General features: G+C 39.3%; 17 protein-coding genes. 8 read left to right on the top strand and 9 right to left on the bottom strand.

The annotated features are described in order from the left end of the window. The first annotated feature begins 53 nt into the window (after positions 1–53). A complete protein-coding gene (locus ACUXV0_RS04275; protein WP_446191829.1) occupies positions 54–362 on the top strand; it encodes a GIY-YIG nuclease family protein in 309 nt (102 codons plus the stop codon). 13 nt (positions 363–375) lie between these two features. Here ACUXV0_RS04275 and ACUXV0_RS04270 read toward each other — a convergent pair whose 3' ends face one another. Next, positions 376–1,218: a helix-turn-helix domain-containing protein gene (locus ACUXV0_RS04270; protein ID WP_446191828.1), complete on the bottom strand. Its 843-nt coding sequence runs from the start codon at positions 1,216–1,218 to the stop codon at positions 376–378. Positions 1,219–1,321: 103 nt separating this feature from the next. Between ACUXV0_RS04270 and ACUXV0_RS04265 the strand changes: the two genes are divergently transcribed. Continuing rightward, positions 1,322–2,206, top strand: coding sequence for a 3-keto-disaccharide hydrolase (locus ACUXV0_RS04265; RefSeq protein ID WP_446191827.1), 885 nt, complete (start codon positions 1,322–1,324; stop codon positions 2,204–2,206). A gap of 29 nt (positions 2,207–2,235) precedes the next feature. Beyond that, positions 2,236–2,694 (top strand): cupin domain-containing protein, encoded by a 459-nt coding sequence (locus ACUXV0_RS04260; RefSeq protein WP_446191826.1) that lies wholly within the window; start codon positions 2,236–2,238, stop codon positions 2,692–2,694. A 195-nt stretch (positions 2,695–2,889) separates the two neighbouring features. Here the strand turns inward: ACUXV0_RS04260 and ACUXV0_RS04255 are convergent, their stop codons facing one another. The 5 genes from ACUXV0_RS04255 to gndA all read right to left on the bottom strand — a co-directional run bounded on the left by ACUXV0_RS04255 (position 2,890) and on the right by gndA (position 7,511). After that, entirely contained in the window at positions 2,890–3,579 is a 690-nt protein-coding gene (locus tag ACUXV0_RS04255) for a metallophosphoesterase family protein (protein WP_446191825.1), read from the bottom strand. Further along, a complete protein-coding gene (gene arsB, locus ACUXV0_RS04250) occupies positions 3,579–4,616 on the bottom strand; it encodes an ACR3 family arsenite efflux transporter (RefSeq protein ID WP_446191824.1) in 1,038 nt (345 codons plus the stop codon). Before arsB ends, ACUXV0_RS04255 begins: the two co-directional genes overlap by 1 nt. Positions 4,617–4,618: 2 nt before the next feature. Beyond that, positions 4,619–5,236: a protein-tyrosine-phosphatase gene (locus ACUXV0_RS04245; protein WP_446191823.1), complete on the bottom strand. Its 618-nt coding sequence runs from the start codon at positions 5,234–5,236 to the stop codon at positions 4,619–4,621. Between the two features lies 1 nt (position 5,237). Further along, complete coding sequence (locus tag ACUXV0_RS04240; RefSeq protein WP_446191822.1) at positions 5,238–5,573, bottom strand: ArsR/SmtB family transcription factor; 336 nt, start codon at positions 5,571–5,573, stop codon at positions 5,238–5,240. 72 nt (positions 5,574–5,645) lie between these two features. Next, positions 5,646–7,511 carry an NADP-dependent phosphogluconate dehydrogenase gene (gndA, locus tag ACUXV0_RS04235; RefSeq protein ID WP_446191821.1) on the bottom strand — a complete coding sequence of 622 codons (1,866 nt, stop codon included), beginning with the start codon at positions 7,509–7,511 and terminating at the stop codon, positions 5,646–5,648. A gap of 130 nt (positions 7,512–7,641) precedes the next feature. Between gndA and ACUXV0_RS04230 the strand changes: the two genes are divergently transcribed. Continuing rightward, complete coding sequence (locus ACUXV0_RS04230; protein ID WP_446191820.1) at positions 7,642–8,835, top strand: M20 metallopeptidase family protein; 1,194 nt, start codon at positions 7,642–7,644, stop codon at positions 8,833–8,835. 73 nt (positions 8,836–8,908) lie between these two features. On the opposite strand, the gene ACUXV0_RS04225 is transcribed toward ACUXV0_RS04230, so the two are convergent. Both ACUXV0_RS04225 and ACUXV0_RS04220 read right to left on the bottom strand, forming a co-directional pair. Then, a complete protein-coding gene (locus tag ACUXV0_RS04225) occupies positions 8,909–9,454 on the bottom strand; it encodes a hypothetical protein (RefSeq protein ID WP_446191819.1) in 546 nt (181 codons plus the stop codon). Between the two features lie 93 nt (positions 9,455–9,547). Continuing rightward, a complete protein-coding gene (locus ACUXV0_RS04220; RefSeq protein ID WP_446191818.1) occupies positions 9,548–9,994 on the bottom strand; it encodes a DUF3299 domain-containing protein in 447 nt (148 codons plus the stop codon). Positions 9,995–10,151: 157 nt separating this feature from the next. Here ACUXV0_RS04220 and ACUXV0_RS04215 point away from each other — a divergent pair, with 157 nt between their 5' ends. From ACUXV0_RS04215 to pgi, 4 genes are all read left to right on the top strand, one after another. After that, the gene (locus ACUXV0_RS04215; RefSeq protein ID WP_446191817.1) at positions 10,152–10,292 is read left to right on the top strand and encodes a hypothetical protein; all 141 of its coding nucleotides are present in this window, start codon (positions 10,152–10,154) and stop codon (positions 10,290–10,292) included. A gap of 121 nt (positions 10,293–10,413) precedes the next feature. Then, positions 10,414–11,049 (top strand): peroxiredoxin, encoded by a 636-nt coding sequence (locus ACUXV0_RS04210; RefSeq protein ID WP_446191816.1) that lies wholly within the window; start codon positions 10,414–10,416, stop codon positions 11,047–11,049. A gap of 95 nt (positions 11,050–11,144) precedes the next feature. Next, complete coding sequence (locus tag ACUXV0_RS04205) at positions 11,145–11,942, top strand: glycoside hydrolase family 25 protein (RefSeq protein WP_446191815.1); 798 nt, start codon at positions 11,145–11,147, stop codon at positions 11,940–11,942. A gap of 47 nt (positions 11,943–11,989) precedes the next feature. Beyond that, positions 11,990–13,642, top strand: coding sequence for a glucose-6-phosphate isomerase (pgi, locus tag ACUXV0_RS04200; protein ID WP_446191814.1), 1,653 nt, complete (start codon positions 11,990–11,992; stop codon positions 13,640–13,642). Positions 13,643–14,108: 466 nt separating this feature from the next. Here pgi and ACUXV0_RS04195 read toward each other — a convergent pair whose 3' ends face one another. Continuing rightward, complete coding sequence (locus ACUXV0_RS04195) at positions 14,109–14,585, bottom strand: DUF456 domain-containing protein (RefSeq protein WP_446191813.1); 477 nt, start codon at positions 14,583–14,585, stop codon at positions 14,109–14,111.

The raw sequence follows: 14,585 nt of genomic DNA, 5'->3' as shown, positions 1-14,585 counted from the left end.
ACGACGGAAGTTGTAGCTCCTTTTGTATTTTAGGCATACAATCTACATACATTATGCGTGATATTTGCTGTTACATTCTCTGGTCTGATAGCTTAGAACGCTTTTATACCGGTGCCTGTCAATTCGCTCTTGAAGAAAGAATAGAGAAACTTAATACGGGATTTTATCGTGGTCAAAATTTTACAAAGAAAGCCAGAGACTGGAGGTTATATCTTAAAGTTGAGGCGGTTGATTATTCTCACGCTGTGAGAATAGAACGCAAAATTAAATCGATGAAGAGCTCAGTATATATTCGGAATTTAAAGAAATATCCTGAATTAGTAGAGGAGTTGAAAGACAAGTGTAAGATTACTCATTTATAAAGAGACGAATCGCCTAGTTCTTCTTCCTAAACTCAGAAGGGCTAAATCCACTATATTTTTTGAACTGCTTACTGAGATGGCTTTCGTCTGTAAATCCAAATTCATAGGCGATTTCTGAAAGGGTTAATGGACTGTATATTAGCCGTGTTTCAATAAGTTTTAGCTTATACTTCGTAATAAACTGTTTGATAGACTCCCCAGTATGTTTTTTAAAAAAGATACTAATGTAGGTGGGAGCCATGTTGAAAACTTCGGCCAAGTGCTCTATGCTTAGTCTGTTTGGGAAATAGATATTCTTTTTGATATACATCAGTAGAGCCTCCAGAGTGTCATTTTGGGTTGGTGTATAGCCCACTTCGTCAATAAGTCTGAGATTTCTTGCTAAAACGTACATAATACTACGCATTAGGCTGTCTCTAATAATTTCATAATAGGGCGATGAAGAATTTTCATATTCTTTTTCCAGAACAGCCAGTAGCTCAAATAGCTTAACTCGCTCCTGTTGATTTTGTACGATTGAGCCTGGGTTTTGAGATGATACCTTTAGCAGATTTTCAAGTACTTCTAGTCCAGGTTTATCGCCTAATCCTCTGGCTTTACCGAATGACTCATTAAAACGAATAAAACAGAATTCGGTTAAAGATTGAATGTCAAAGGAGTGGAAATCCTCTGGACCTAGCAAAAAGATATCCCCTTCCTGGTAGGTGAATGAGTTGCCGTTAAGGTGATGAATTCCTTTGCCTTTTAGAATGAAAATAATCTCAAAATAGGTATGGTTGTGCACGGGATGTTGCCATACACTTTCCTCAAAATGATAAATATTGAACGGAGTATGTAAAACGTATCTTCTAATCAATTTTGGTATAGTTGATTCTTACTTAAGAATAACGGTTTTTTACAAGTCTTGAAATTGCTTGAGGACTTAGTTTTGCAGTCATAAATATCAATAATTTTTTCTGATGAAATTGAATAAAACCACTTATTTAAGTCTTTTATCATTGCTTTTGCTGTCATCCTGCAGCAATAAACGAGTAGAATGGGAAAACCTACTTGATTCTGATTTATCAAAATGGGAGAACTATCTAAGTTACCGATTCGAGGAAAATTACAATGGAAATATACCAAAGGATGAAGATGGGAATATTATTCAGCCTGTCGGGTATAATAAAGATGAAACAAAGGTTTTCTCGGTTCTTGATGAATCCGAAGGGCCAATTTTAAGGATCAGTGGGGAAATTTACGGCTGTTTATTCACTAAAAAATCTTACAAAAATTATCATCTGAAATTAAAGGTGAAATGGGGAGAGGATAAATATGTACCTCGTCAAAATCTTCTAAAAGATTCGGGAATACTATACCACTCTGTTGGAGAGGCTGGGGTAGAATATTGGCGTTCCTGGATGCTTTCTCAGGAGTTTCAGGTTATGGAAGGTCATATGGGGGATTTTTGGTGCCAGGCCAATTCGGTCATAGACATCAGGTCTTACCATTCAGAGGCCGGCGGTATCATGAGTCCTGTGGCCGATGAAAGTCAGCCTTTCAGAACTTTTAGAAGTGGGGAAGAGGGCTTTTGTATGAGATCTGCCAATTATGAAAGTCCGGTAGGAGAGTGGACCACTCTAGAGCTGGTTTGTTATGAAGGTCAAAGCCTTCACATCGTCAATGGACGGGTGGTTATGGTGTTAAAAGATTCTAGTTACAGTCTTGAAGACGGTTCATTAATGCCACTAATAGAAGGAAAAATACAGATTCAAAGTGAGGCGGCAGAGGTTTTTTATAAAGACATTAAAATAAGAGAGTTAGACGAAATGCCGGTCGAGTATCAAAAACTCTTTGAATCCTAAATCTCAATTAATAATCAAACTAAAATAATATGAAATCGAATAGACCATTAGTACCAGTAGCCTTTGCTGTAGCATTTATCTTTTTAACTGGTTTTATGCTTGGAAAGAGGCAGAACCCGACTCTTGAAACAAAAGTTATTTCCAAGCCTACGCCTGAAAATGAAGCCTGGGGTAAGATGTTTCTGTATTTGCCAGATTCTACTACCACCTATGGTTTAGGTAATGTAGTTTCAGGAATTGCAGAAATCAAGCCTGGAGAAGAAATTCATCCACCACATCAGCATTCAGAAGAAGAACTTCTCCTGATCACAGAAGGAAGTGGTACTTGGATAGTCGACGGTGTCGAGAGCCAGGCTAAGAAAGGAGATTTAATGTACTCGGAGCCCTGGATATGGCATGGACTTAAAAATACCAGCGATTCCACTCTTAAATTCTATTTTATAAAATGGAATAGTAAGGGCGTAAAGATTGCAGCTCATCAAGAGTAAAATGTTCACAGAAGTGCCACCATAGGTGAAAAGCCAAGTATGGTGGCACCTTCCTTTCAAACAATATTTTAAACCGAGCAAAATGGAGCAATAAATAGCAAGGACTCTTTATCAAAATTAGCGTCAGAGCTTATTGCTTATCTCAAAATCGGGTTTGAAGAAAGTAAGTTACAAATTGAGGCAATCGGCGGTTTGTCAGTTTTTTTGTCTTAAAACATCCACATAGGATTTGTCGAAATCACTTTCCATTAGGGCTTGTACGGACTTTTCAAGGTCGTAATCAAATCGTTTGACCTCAAATTTCGGCTTGCCATCAATAACATCCATTACCACATAACTTCCTCTATAGTCGCCATCTTTTGGCCGCCCTACAGATCCTGTATTGACTATAATTTTATTACCTTTTTCGGTCTGTAAATGTCTTACATAAGGAAGGTGGGTATGCCCGCAAATAATTATGTCCGTATCATTTTCTTGAAACAATTGTTTCAAATCGTCTGAGTCATGATCCTCTTTTAAGTACTCGTTAATTTTTCTTGGACTTCCATGTACGAGTAGCATAGAAAATGTCTCAAAGTCAAGTTTGATATGTCTGGGCAAACGACTGAGATATACTTTCTGGTCGTTGGAAAGTAGTCTGGAAGTTATCCCACGATTCGATTGATCAGTTGGGTCAATATATTTCAATTGTGCCTCATCATGGTTTCCGAGGATTGTAGGTATTTGTCTTTTTCGTATTTCATCCACCACCTCCCCTGGCCACACGTGATAACCTACTAAATCACCCAAGCAATAAATGGCATCTGGTTTTAAGGTGTCCATTTCTTTGAAAAATGCTTTTAAAGCAGGGAGATTGGCATGGACATCTGAGAAAAATACAATCATCAATAATATTTCTTTTTGAGCCAAAAGGCTACTCTGACAAGGAGGATAAGAGCTGGAACTTCTACAAGTGGGCCTATGACACCAGTAAAGGCCTGGCCAGAATTAAGTCCAAAAACAGCGATTGCCACCGCAATGGCGAGTTCGAAGTTATTGCCGGCGGCAGTAAAGGCTATAGAAGCATTTTTATCATATTCAGCACCCAGTGCCTTGCTCAGAAAGAATCCAATGAGGAACATCAAAGCAAAATAAATCAATAGCGGAATGGCAATACGAACAACATCAAGTGGTATTTCCACGATTAGTTCACCTTTCAATGAGAACATCACGATAATGGTGAATAACAGGGCAATGAGGGTTAGAGGTGATATTTTAGGAATAAACACTTCTGTATACCATTTCTCACCTTTTAAGCCGACCAAAAGCACGCGGCTTAATATTCCTAGCAGAAAAGGGATTCCCAAATAAATAGCAACACTTTCGGCAATTGTGCCAATACTGATATCTACAATGGCTCCTTTAAAACCGAAGAGGGGAGGTAATTTGGTAATGAACAGCCAGGCATAAAAACTGTAAGCAAAAACCTGGAAGATGCTGTTTAAGGCTACTAAACCTGCACCATATTCCGCACTTCCTTCAGCAAGATCATTCCAAACCAGCACCATGGCAATACATCTTGCTAGTCCAATTAAAATAAGACCTATCAGGTATTCAGGATAATCTTGTAAGAAGATGAGTGCTAAAATAAACATGAGTACCGGACCGATGATCCAGTTGAGCACCAGAGAAATTGAAAGGATCTTGACATTTTTGAAGACCTCAGGTAAAAGCTTATAATTCACCTTTGCTAATGGCGGGTACATCATTAAAATTAATCCTATGGCAATAGGAATATTGGTACTCCCAGAACTGAATGAGTTGATGATTTCTGAGCTTTTCGGAAAAAAGTGACCAATTCCAACGCCAAGAATCATGGCCAGAAAAATCCAGAGGGTTAAGTATTGGTCAAGAAAACCAAGTTTCTTTTTTGGGGTTGACATGATTAAGGATTGATTTTAGCGAACACATAAAACATCTCTGACGCTATCTGTAAAGACCTTTCATCATACTTTTCTGCTTCCTGAGGAGTATCATCAAATTCCTTCGGGTCTTCATAACGAACAGGAATTCTCTTCTCGGTACCAGGAATAAACGGACAGTTTTCGTCAGCATGAGAGCAGGTCATCACGGCAGCGAAATTCTCTGTAGTATTGGCTTTATCATCAAATAGTTTAGAAAACGCAGTGATGGATTCCATATCTGTGCCGGGAGAAAGACTGTAAATTGGGTTTTCAATTCCTTCACTGCTTATTTCAAAACCGGCTCTCTTCATTGAATCGACAGCACGTACATTAAATGCCGTCACCTCTACACCCCCTGAGAAGCAATTGGCATTCACACCATAGCTAATGGCTGCCGTTTTGGCCCAAATTTGAGAAAATTGACTTCTACGGGAGTTATGCGTGCATATAAAGTTGAGGTTAATCTCCTCATGAGCATTGACCTTCCCCTGTATGTAGTCAATCAGTACCTGTAGAACTTTCAGGCGTTCTTCAGAAATGGGTAATTCCAGGGCCTTTTCAATGGTTTGCTCTAGTCTCGCGTTAAATTTCTTCTTCATTTTAACAGCAGTCTTGTGTATTATTTTCTTCTAATTGATCAAAAAGTGAATTGAACATTTGTTGTATTTCTCGCCACCTTTTTGAGTTGATACAGTAGTTTATGGTAGAGCCTTCTATAGTCCCTTGTATGAGACCTACATTTTTCAATTCGCGTAAATGTTGGCTTACGGTAGCTTGTGCAAGTCCTAGTTCCAGTACCAAATCTCCATTGATACAGCCTTTGGTTACGAGCAAATGCTGAATGATAGCCACTCGTGCCGGATTTGATATTGCTTTAGCAATCAATGCCAGCTCGTTTTGCTCTTTCGTAAATAAATCTGTCTTCGTTACTCCCATAATATTAAGTCATTGCAATATTACGATAAGTCTCTCAAGATTCTTAAAGTCAAGATCAAGAAATTATAAAATTTACTCCCAGATGGTATGGTGAGATGGACCATTTGGATCATCAACACGCTTATAGGTGTGGGCTCCAAAGAAGTCCCTTTGGGCTTGTATCATATTGGCTGTATGATGGTTATACAAATGAGCGTTTAAGTAATCTACTGCAGACAAATGACAAGGGACAGAAACTCCGGACGTAATAGCTGTAACCGCTACTTCTCTTAATGAACCCAATTGTGCAGTGATATTTGGGGTATTTAAAAGGAAGTCTGTGCCTTCTTTTAGTTGCCCAATCAAGCCCTCCATTAACTCTGATCGGATGATACATCCATTGGTCCAGATTCTCGCTAATTCAGAGAGGTTTAGTTCCCAACTGAATTCATCAGAAGCTCGTTTGATCAACTCAAAACCTTGTTGGTGATTAACCAATCTCGCCAAAGCATATGCTTCTTTAAGGGCTTCTACGTTGATGGGGTTTCCAGACTTCGTTTCAGCATTAAAGTGAGCTGTATACTGGGTTCTTTTGTCCTTAAAAGATGAAATATATCGTGCAAATAGGGCAGAAGAGATCATTGTGGCAGGTATTCCCAATTCCGCCATGACTACCGTAGTCCAGCTGCCCGTTCCCTTATTACCTGCCTTGTCAAGGATAAGGTCGATGAGGAAATCTTCGCCTTCTTTCTTTAGTAATAACTTCTGAGAAGTTTCTAGCAAATAGCTGCTCAAGCCAGCCTTCATCCATTCATCAAATACACCGGAAATAGCCTCAGGCGATAATCCGTTTACGTACCTTAGTAGAGCGTATGACTCTGCAATGAGCTGCATTTCTGCATACTCAATCCCGTTGTGTATCATTTTAACAAAATGGCCTGAACCGCCTTTTCCGATATATGTACAACAGGCATTACCTCGGGCATCTCTGGCTGCAATAGCCTCCAGATAAGGAGCAATTTTCTCATATGCCTCCTGATGCCCTCCTGGCATAATTGAAGGCCCTTTTAAGGCTCCCTCTTCACCTCCTGAAACTCCTGAACCTACAAAATGAAGACCGTTCTTCGCTAACTCATCAATACGTCTTTCAGTATCTTTGAAGTGTGAGTTTCCACCATCAATAATAATATCTCCTTCCTCTAACAAAGGTTTTAAGTCCTCAATGACATAATCTGTGATCTTTCCGGCATTTACCATCAGGAAAATTTTCCTTGGTCTGGCCAGGCTATTGACAAATGCCTTTAGATCTTCAAATCCTTTTGCTTCATTGAATACATCAAATTCTTCAATGAATTTTTCAGCCACTTTTTCTTCAGAATCTTTCACGAAGCGATTGTATAGGGCGAGTTTAAAACCTTTGCCAGCCAGATTTCTAGCCAGGCTTTTTCCCATGACACCAAGGCCAATTAGTCCAAATTCTTGCTTGTCTGCGGTGAGTTGATTCATGATATCTTTAATAATTAAGTCGGGAGATTGGTCAATAGAAGTTTGAATGCCATAAGTTGGTTCTTCCAGCGTTGCAAATTGCGAATCAAGCAAACCTGGAGGCATGAAATGGTTTTTTCTTGCCTTCATTCGCTTGTCAATAAGCTCATAGCTTCCTTTTAAGTAAACCAGATGGCCATTAGTTAAGCCCTCAAAAAGGATAGTTCTATACGTTTCTTTAAGTGCAGAGCAGGCAAAAATAGCATTCTTTTCTTCCTTGGCTTTAGCGTTTAAAGCCGCTAACCAACCTGCACGATCATTGTCGTTTAGTGGTTCGCCTTTGCTCATTTTATCAATATTTTCTTGCGGGTGGAAGTCGTCACCGTCAAAAAACGGTATGTTTAATTTTTGGGCCAGGGCGTCTCCGATCGTGCTTTTACCGCTACCGCAGACTCCCATTACGAATATGATCATTTAGGAGAGGTTAAACTGTGCGGCAAAGAAAAGGAAAAGCATGCTTTTTAGAAAGCATCCCCCAGAAGATTAGGCTTTGCCATGTCAAACGACCGAAAAGAATTAAATTTGAGCCGAATTAGGAAATCAGATGGATATCAAAACCAGAATCAAACAATTGGCCTCAGAATTCGCTGAGGATTCAATAGCTATCAGAAGGCACATTCATGCGAACCCTGAATTGTCTTTTGAAGAATATAAAACATCAAAATTTGTAGCCTCCAAACTCCGAGAAATGGGTCTGGAACCCGAAGAAGGTGTGGCTGGTACAGGGGTAGTGGCACTAATCAAAGGGAAGAACCCTGACAAAAAAGTGGTGGCCTTACGAGCGGATATGGATGCCTTGCCTATTACAGAAACCAATGATGTACCCTATAAGTCTCAAAATGAGGGTGTGATGCATGCTTGTGGGCATGATGTGCATACCACTTCTTTATTAGGGACAGCTAGGATTTTGAGTCAGCTTAAAGATGATTTTGAAGGAACTGTCAAACTAGTTTTTCAGCCCGGAGAAGAAAAAGTGCCAGGTGGTGCTTCTTTAATGATCAAAGATGGGGTACTGGAAAATCCAAGACCGGCGGGTATGCTAGGGCAGCATGTAGCCCCGAATATCCCGGTAGGCAAAGTTGGTTTTAGAGAAGGTATGTATATGGCAAGTACAGATGAAATCTACCTTACTGTTAAAGGAAAAGGTGGTCATGGAGCAGCTCCAGATCAATGCATCGACCCTATTGTCATTGCTTCTCATATTATTATTGCCTTGCAGCAAATAGTCAGTAGAAATAGAAAACCGACAAACCCTTCAGTTTTAACTTTTGGGAAAATCCAGGGATTAGGAGCAACGAATGTGATTCCGAATGAAGTGAAAATTGATGGTACTTTCCGTAATATGAATGAGGAATGGAGGGCAAAAGGGCTTGAACTCATTGAAAAAATGGCGAAAACCATGGCTGAGTCTATGGGTGGAAGCTGTGAGGTTTATATTGGACATGGTTACCCTTATTTAGAGAATAATCCCAAGCTGACCTCCAAAATAAGATCCTATACCGAAGACTACATGGGTAAAGAAAATGTAGTGGACTTAGATCTCTGGATGGCCGGAGAAGATTTTGCCTTTTATTCACAGGTGATCGATAGCTGCTTTTACCGCCTAGGCATCAGAAATGAGGAGAAAGGCATTACTTCAGGAGTTCATACACCTACTTTCAATATCGATGAAAACGCTATTGAAATTGGAATGGGCTTGATGGCTTATAATGCTTTAAGAGAGTTGGCGGAAGAATAGCCAAGACCGAAAATTGAATGGTAAATAACAAAAAAGGAGCCTATTGGCTCCTTTTTTATAACGATTGGTGAATTTATCTTCTCACCAAATTAACTCTAATCCCGGCGTTAATTTGAGGGTGTAAGAACAATAAATCGGGAATAAGCTCAGTGTAAACTCCTCCGTCAAGAAAAACGCCCACATCATTCCCTGGTAAATCGTATTCAATGCCTGCATTTCCTGCGGGTCCTAATGAAACGTGCTTTTCGCCGTCTTGACGGGTACCAATGATGTTTTCTTCAGAGGCGTAATCTCTATAATTTATTTGTCCACCAAAGCCGTAATAAACCTTGAGGCCCTGATTTTTACCAAGAGAATAATGCCATGAATACAAACCTTGAAACATCAAACCCGCTTTTTGATAGTTACCTTTTCTGTAGTCTCTATTAGTACCGTATAAAAAACCGTACGTACCAAAATTGACATCAAAGGCCTTATCTCCATATTGAAAATACTTTCTGATGTTGATTCCCAATGGTTCACCGATTTTTATACCGACCGCTACGTTATTTTCGTATTGAGCTTGAGTTTGGAAAGCAATGGCTGTTAAGAAAGCCGTTAGTATTACTAATTTTTTCATTTATTCTGTTTCTTTCTTTTTGTGGTTTTATCAGGAGAATCCTAATCTAAGTAAATTAAAAAAGAATCATTCCTTCCTGGAGACAATTAACTCCTATTTTACCACTACTGCATCTTTGAGAATATAATTGAGCTCATCCAGGTTGTCCTTATTGAGTTCAAGTTTACCACGAAGTGTCAGTCGTTCATCCGTATCAAAACGTCTATTGACCGTTTTAAATTTTATACTCATCACAGATTCTGGGCCGGCTCCACCACAGAAAAAGCAAGCCGCATAAGGATTTGCAGATAAAACATAATAGTTAGACTCAATATCTATGGGGATCATGTAACCGGTAATGGAAACATCTTTGCCGTTCAATGTTTGAACAGAAGCACCAAAGTCAGGTTCTAGGATGAACATTCCTTCAGAAGGGCTCCACTTCTTATTGAAGTTGACATCACTTAAAGTCTTCCAATCTATTTTAAGTGGCTGATCAGACGCTAGAAGCATTGTGCCAATAAATAATGGGAAGAGAAGTAAAATGTATTTGACTTTCATAAATTCTTTATTGCTCTGCAAAACTAAGCATACCCTAAATTCTTCTTGCTTTTCGGCCTTTAAAAGATTCTGCAGTTGTTATAATTTCAATATACCCAACGAATATTATTCTCATAAAATTTCTTTGCGAGTATCTAATCTATCATAAAGCCCAAAAATGGGAAACATTAATAGTACTCTTACCTTACTAGTGGTGATTTTTCCGGATAGAGAAATCCTTTTAGAGGACTTTATAAATGTCAATTTTAATGAACGACCTGCACTTTTAAAAGGTTTAGATCATGTGAGACATTCATGAGCTTTGGTTTTACGAAGCCAATCTGTGATGCCTCAAAATGATGACCATTCTCATATGCAGTGGCAGAGTAGAATAGTTATTTTTGAAAACAATTTATTTCAACACAAAAAACAACAGAACTATGTCATTAAGATTAGGAGATGTAGCACCGGATTTCACGGCTGACACTACTCAAGGTAAGATAAATTTTCACGAATGGTTGGGTGACTCATGGGGAATGCTTTTCTCACACCCTGCTGATTTTACGCCTGTTTGTACTACTGAATTAGGGAAAACGGCTCTTTTGAAAGGCGAGTTTGAGAAAAGAGGGGTGAAGACTATTGCGGTTTCTGTAGATGACCTCGAATCACATAACAAGTGGGTTCCGGATATTGAAGAGGTAAATGGTGTAACCATGAATTTCCCGATTATTGCGGATGAAGAAAGAAAAGTTGCTGAGTTATATGATATGATTCACCCGAATGCCTCTGCAAAAGCAACGGTTCGTTCGGTATTCATCATCGGGCCAGATAAAACCATCAAGTTGATGTTAACTTACCCGGCTTCTACAGGAAGAAACTTTACTGAGCTTTTAAGAGTAATTGATAGTCTTCAGTTAACAGCTAATCATTCCGTAGCTACTCCGGCAGATTGGAAAGATGGTGACGATGCCATTGTAGTACCTTCAATTAGTACTGAAGATGCCATTAAGAAATTCCCGAAAGGGGTTAAAGAGGTGAAGCCGTATTTGAGATATACGCCTCAGCCGAACAAATAATTAGACGCTGATTATCAATTCAAAAGGCTGCTCTAAAAAGAGCAGCCTTTTATGTTTGATTCCGATTTTTTTTACTTCTATTTTTGTATCAATAAGTGAGAAAAAGAAAGAATCATACTACTTGGGTAGATAGAACCCTTAATCTGATTTTCAGACCTAATAGTCTGTATTTTCTGGTGTTGACGTTCTTCATCGCCACGTATCCGTCCTCGGTTACTGATGGAATGTTGGCTGCCAATATCGACTCCCCAAATCTGAGAATTCCACTTCGGTATAATACGCATGGAGTTGATATTTCTCATCATAATGGAGATATCAACTGGGATAAAGTCATTGCTCATAGTAATCACCACAGTTCTGTCAAATTTTGCTTCATAAAAGCCACAGAGGGTACAGATCTTATAGATAAACGCTTCTCAAAAAACTGGGAAGAACTTCACAGCAGGAAGATTAGAAAAGGTGCTTACCACTTTTATAGTCCACAGGCAGACCCTCGTTTACAGGCTCTTAATTATATCTTAAACGTCAAACTTACAAAGGGTGACTTCGTACCGGTCTTAGATTGGGAAGTTTTGGGTAGGGGTAGAGCCAGAAGAGACATTGTGAAAAATGTGACGGAATGGCTTGAAATTATTGAGAAACATTACGGCGTAAAGCCGATCATCTACACCAACAGGTACATTTATCAGACCTATATAAAAGAGCATTTTGAGGATTATCCTCTCTGGATTTCTCAGTATTTCGTGCCTGAGCCTGTCGGTTTTGATATGTCACAGGTTTACTTCTGGCAGTATAGCACACTTGGGAATATAGAGGGCATAGAATCTAACGTAGATTTTAATGTATTTCTAAAGGATGATTTCGAATTCGAAAGGGTTACACTTCGTCAATAGTTCTGTATCCATAACATTTGTTCTAAATAAAACCTATTCTTTACCCTATGTTACAGTCAATAGACTTTACACAAACAAAAGCATTTCAAACACTAAAGTCTCATCAGAAAACCATTTCTAAGAAAACTATAAAAGAGCTCTTTGAAGAGGATCCGAAGAGGTTTAAAAAGTTTTCTGTGCGATTTCAGGATATCCTACTGGATTATTCCAAAAACAGAATTTCTGGTAGAACAATGACGTATTTGACCAGACTGGCCGAAGAATGTCAGCTGGAGGATGCTATTGCAAAGATGTTTGCCGGCGAAGAGATAAACCAGACTGAAGGAAGAGCTGTACTTCATACAGCCTTAAGAAACAGATCCAATACCCCGGTTTTGGTTGACGGTAAAGACGTGATGCCAGACGTCAATCGAGTGTTGAAACAAATGGAGGAGTTCTCAGAATCTGTAAGATCTGGAGAATGGAAAGGGTACACCGGTAAAAAGATTAAGGATATTGTCAATATAGGTATTGGTGGGTCTGACTTGGGACCTGTTATGGTAACTGAAGCTCTTAAGCCTTACACCAAGAAAGATCTTAATGTACACTTTGTTTCGAATGTAGACGGTACTCATATAGCCGAAGTCCTGAAAAAGGTAAAACCTGAGACTACCTTATTTATGATAGCCTCAAAAACATTCACGACGCAGGAGACCATGGCAAACGCCGGAGCTGCCAAGGAATGGTTTTTAAGTAATGGAGCAGAGCTGGAGGACGTTAAGAAGCACTTTGTGGCTCTTTCTACCAATGAGACCGGAGTTTCAGCATTTGGTATTGATACCAAAAACATGTTTGAGTTTTGGGATTGGGTAGGAGGTAGATACAGCCTTTGGAGTGCCATTGGTTTGTCTATTGCCTGTGCTATAGGATTTAAAAATTATGCGGCTCTTTTGGAAGGAGCACATGATATGGATATTCACTTCAAAACAGCTCCTTTAGGAAGAAATATTCCTGTTATACTTGGTATGCTGGGTGTATGGTATAATAATTTTTATGGTGCTGAGTCTCATGCCATTCTGCCTTATGATCAATACATGCACCGCTTTGCTGCTTATTTCCAGCAGGGAGATATGGAGTCAAACGGTAAATACGTAGACCGATCGGGTAATAAGGTTTCATACCAAACCGGGCCAATTATCTGGGGAGAACCAGGCACTAACGGTCAGCATGCCTTCTATCAATTGATTCATCAAGGTACCAAGCTGATACCTTGTGATTTTATTGCTCCTGCAAATACCCATAATCCGGTAGGTGATCAGCATAAGATGCTTATGGCAAACTATTTTGCTCAGACAGAGGCTCTGATGAATGGTAAATCGGAGGAGCAAGTTACTGAGGAACTAAAAGTCTCTGGTAAATCTGCTGAAGAAATAGACTTTCTAAAGCCGTATAAAGTATTTGAAGGAAATAGACCAACCAACTCGTTCCTAGTGAAGAAACTTACCCCGAAAACGCTGGGTAGTTTAATTGCCATGTATGAGCATAAGATTTACGTTCAGGGTATCATTTGGAACATCTTTAGTTTTGATCAGTGGGGTGTGGAATTAGGAAAACAGTTGGCCAAGACTATCTATCCTGAACTAAAGGATAAGGAAGAAGTAAATAGCCATGACGCTTCAACAAATGGCCTGATCAATACTTTCAAAAAATGGAATAAATAGGAGAGAAGACCCTTAAAAGCCTCATTTGAGGCTTTTATTTTCGTATTTTATTTTCAGTAAATTTTGAAAAGATGGAAAATATAAAATTTATAGACTTTTTCTTTGGAAGTATAAATTCAATAAATTATGTTTGAACTGTCATAAGGAAAACGAGAAAATAATCGCTCAAACATTCCGAATTGATTAAGAAAATCCGATGGATTTACGTGCTTTTTTGATAAACCGAAAATTGAACCCGACACCCTAGTAACTGTCATTAATTGCCTGCTTGTTATGCATTATTACGTGCTTGTGCAATAGAGCAAGCAGGCAAGTTCAATTCCTCAAAAGAGCTTAAGATATAGATATTAAATCGCTGGTTTATTTCCAGCAGATTGAAGATAAGTAGTATAGATTCACTCAGTAGCCGGATTGGCTCCGATCGTTTGATTGGAGCTAATTTTGTTTTAAGCCAACCCTGTTTCGACTAAAAATAATTAATGAGGGCAGAGGCAGCGTAGAAAATCATAAAGCCGCATAGAACTAGTTTCATTGCTATGCCTGCTGCAAAACCGGCAAAACTTCCTACAGCGGCTCTTAAGGCATTTTGTTTGTCGCCCCAAAGGTATTCACCGATCAGAGCCCCAAGAAAGGCTCCTATAAATATTCCAAAAGGTCCAAAGAACATTCCGATAATAAGCCCGGCCGTAGAGCCTCGCATTCCGGCTTTGGTTCCCCCGAATTTTTTGGTACCCCAGATAGGCACGTAGTAATCTAAAAGTGTAATAATGACCGTGGCAGCACCAAGGCCAAAGAGCAAATCTTCTGAGAAGTCGGCATATTTTGAGTAATGCAAGGCTATAATGCCTGCAAAACTTAAAGGCGGACCAGGCAACGGTAGTACCGAACCTGCAAGACCCACCAAGAGGCACAAAATACTAATGACAAGTAAGAAGATATCCAT

The sequence above is a fragment of the Jiulongibacter sp. NS-SX5 genome (assembly GCF_052828545.1).
Note: the sequence above shows the minus strand (reverse complement) of the source record. Positions and strands in the feature narration are given on the sequence as shown.

Bases quoted from the DNA above. Each gene is read 5' to 3' on its own strand.
- ACUXV0_RS04275 (WP_446191829.1), top strand. From the start codon at position 54: ATGCGTGATATTTGCTGTTACATTCTCTGGTCTGATAGCTTAGAACGC.
- ACUXV0_RS04265 (WP_446191827.1), top strand. From the start codon at position 1,322: ATGAAATTGAATAAAACCACTTATTTAAGTCTTTTATCATTGCTTTTG.
- ACUXV0_RS04260 (WP_446191826.1), top strand. From the start codon at position 2,236: ATGAAATCGAATAGACCATTAGTACCAGTAGCCTTTGCTGTAGCATTT.
- ACUXV0_RS04255 (WP_446191825.1), bottom strand. From the start codon at position 3,579: ATGATTGTATTTTTCTCAGATGTCCATGCCAATCTCCCTGCTTTAAAA.
- arsB (WP_446191824.1), bottom strand. From the start codon at position 4,616: ATGTCAACCCCAAAAAAGAAACTTGGTTTTCTTGACCAATACTTAACC.
- ACUXV0_RS04245 (WP_446191823.1), bottom strand. From the start codon at position 5,236: ATGAAGAAGAAATTTAACGCGAGACTAGAGCAAACCATTGAAAAGGCC.
- ACUXV0_RS04240 (WP_446191822.1), bottom strand. From the start codon at position 5,573: ATGGGAGTAACGAAGACAGATTTATTTACGAAAGAGCAAAACGAGCTG.
- gndA (WP_446191821.1), bottom strand. From the start codon at position 7,511: ATGATCATATTCGTAATGGGAGTCTGCGGTAGCGGTAAAAGCACGATC.
- ACUXV0_RS04230 (WP_446191820.1), top strand. From the start codon at position 7,642: ATGGATATCAAAACCAGAATCAAACAATTGGCCTCAGAATTCGCTGAG.
- ACUXV0_RS04225 (WP_446191819.1), bottom strand. From the start codon at position 9,454: ATGAAAAAATTAGTAATACTAACGGCTTTCTTAACAGCCATTGCTTTC.
- ACUXV0_RS04220 (WP_446191818.1), bottom strand. From the start codon at position 9,994: ATGAAAGTCAAATACATTTTACTTCTCTTCCCATTATTTATTGGCACA.
- ACUXV0_RS04215 (WP_446191817.1), top strand. From the start codon at position 10,152: ATGGGAAACATTAATAGTACTCTTACCTTACTAGTGGTGATTTTTCCG.
- ACUXV0_RS04210 (WP_446191816.1), top strand. From the start codon at position 10,414: ATGTCATTAAGATTAGGAGATGTAGCACCGGATTTCACGGCTGACACT.
- pgi (WP_446191814.1), top strand. From the start codon at position 11,990: ATGTTACAGTCAATAGACTTTACACAAACAAAAGCATTTCAAACACTA.
- ACUXV0_RS04195 (WP_446191813.1), bottom strand. From the start codon at position 14,585: ATGGATATCTTCTTACTTGTCATTAGTATTTTGTGCCTCTTGGTGGGT.